The sequence below is a fragment of the Oleiphilus sp. HI0132 genome, assembly GCF_001635845.1.
This window is the reverse complement of the sequence record NZ_LWGJ01000622.1, coordinates 1-1,290: the sequence shown is the minus strand read 5'-3', so window position 1 is coordinate 1,290 and position 1,290 is coordinate 1. Positions and strand designations below refer to the sequence as shown.

The window sequence follows — 1,290 nt, the reverse complement described above, 5'->3', positions numbered from 1 at the left end:
GCAAACTCTTCAGACAATATTCAGCCAGAAGCATGTATTTCTATTCCCTCTGAGCTATATGATCCGATAAAGCAGGATGCTATTCTACTAAGTCGAGCAAACAAGTCCCCTGCTGCCATTGCTTTCTATAACTATCTTAAACAAGGCAAAGCTAGGGAGATAATACAAGGCTTTTCGTATAACGTGCCCGACACCACTCTAGACAATCAGCACAATTAAGCAGCGATATGTTTTTTTCTGAAGCAGATTATTCAGCCATATTAGTCACATTAAAACTTGCTACAGTTGTTACGATCAGCTTATTAGTCATGTGCACGCCACTTGCGTGGTGGCTTGCCCGCACAAAATCTTGGCTAAAAGTACCTGTATCTGCCCTGGTCTCTCTACCCTTAATTTTACCCCCCACGGTACTAGGCTTTTACCTTTTGATCGCAATGGGACCAAGCGGGTATATTGGTGAAATGACCCAGAGTCTGGGCATTGGCACGCTCCCCTTTACATTTTGGGGGCTTGTACTTGGCTCAATTATCTATTCGCTGCCCTTTGTTGTGCAACCAATACAGAATGCTATGGAAATGCTAGGTGATGATGCCATCGAAGCTGCCGCCACCCTTAGAGCCTCTCCAATTGATCGTTTTTTTACGGTAACCCTTCCCTTGTGTAAGCCAGGTTTTTTAACGGCCGCAGTTCTTGGTTTCGCGCATACTGTTGGCGAGTTTGGGCTTGTTTTGATGATTGGCGGAAACATTCAGGATGAGACGCGCGTTATTTCTGTTCAGATTTATGACCATGTAGAAGCGCTGGAATACTCCCAGGCCCACGGCTTAGCCGGCATTATGGTTATATTTTCCTTTATCGTGCTGCTTTGCTTATACAGTTTTAACAGAAGGCAAAATCTTTTTGGTGGACTGAAAAATGGAGTATAAGCCTACAATCGCGATCAACCTCCACTCCACACGCAGCCCGCGCAATGGCAAGCCCTTCGAGCTACAAATCAACACCACGCTTCCAGGGGACGGAATTAATGTAATCTTTGGGCATTCCGGCTCAGGGAAAACAAGCCTATTACGCTGCATCGCAGGCTTAGAGCACGCAAGCGGATCTCTAGTCATAAACGGAGCTGAATGGCAAAGCTCGACCTCTTTTTTGCCAACCCACAAGCGTCCAATTGGTTATGTATTCCAGGACGCCAAGTTATTCCCTCATTTAAGCGCAATAGGCAATCTAGAATATGCTATTAAGCGCGCCAGCAAAAGCAGCGCAAAGCGTATCAGTATCGAGCATGTTCTT

At 45.7% G+C, this 1,290-nt stretch carries 3 protein-coding genes; all 3 read left to right on the top strand.

The window, feature by feature from the left end; genetic code table 11:
• On the top strand, positions 1–219 hold a 219-nt coding region (locus A3766_RS07570), incomplete at its 5' end, for a substrate-binding domain-containing protein (RefSeq protein WP_197479415.1).
• A gap of 8 nt (positions 220–227) precedes the next feature.
• The gene (gene modB / locus A3766_RS07565; RefSeq protein WP_068510307.1) at positions 228–926 is read left to right on the top strand and encodes a molybdate ABC transporter permease subunit; all 699 of its coding nucleotides are present in this window, start codon (positions 228–230) and stop codon (positions 924–926) included.
• On the top strand, positions 916–1,290 hold a 375-nt coding region (locus A3766_RS07560; RefSeq protein ID WP_156508767.1), incomplete at its 3' end, for an ATP-binding cassette domain-containing protein. The genes modB and A3766_RS07560, both read left to right, overlap by 11 nt.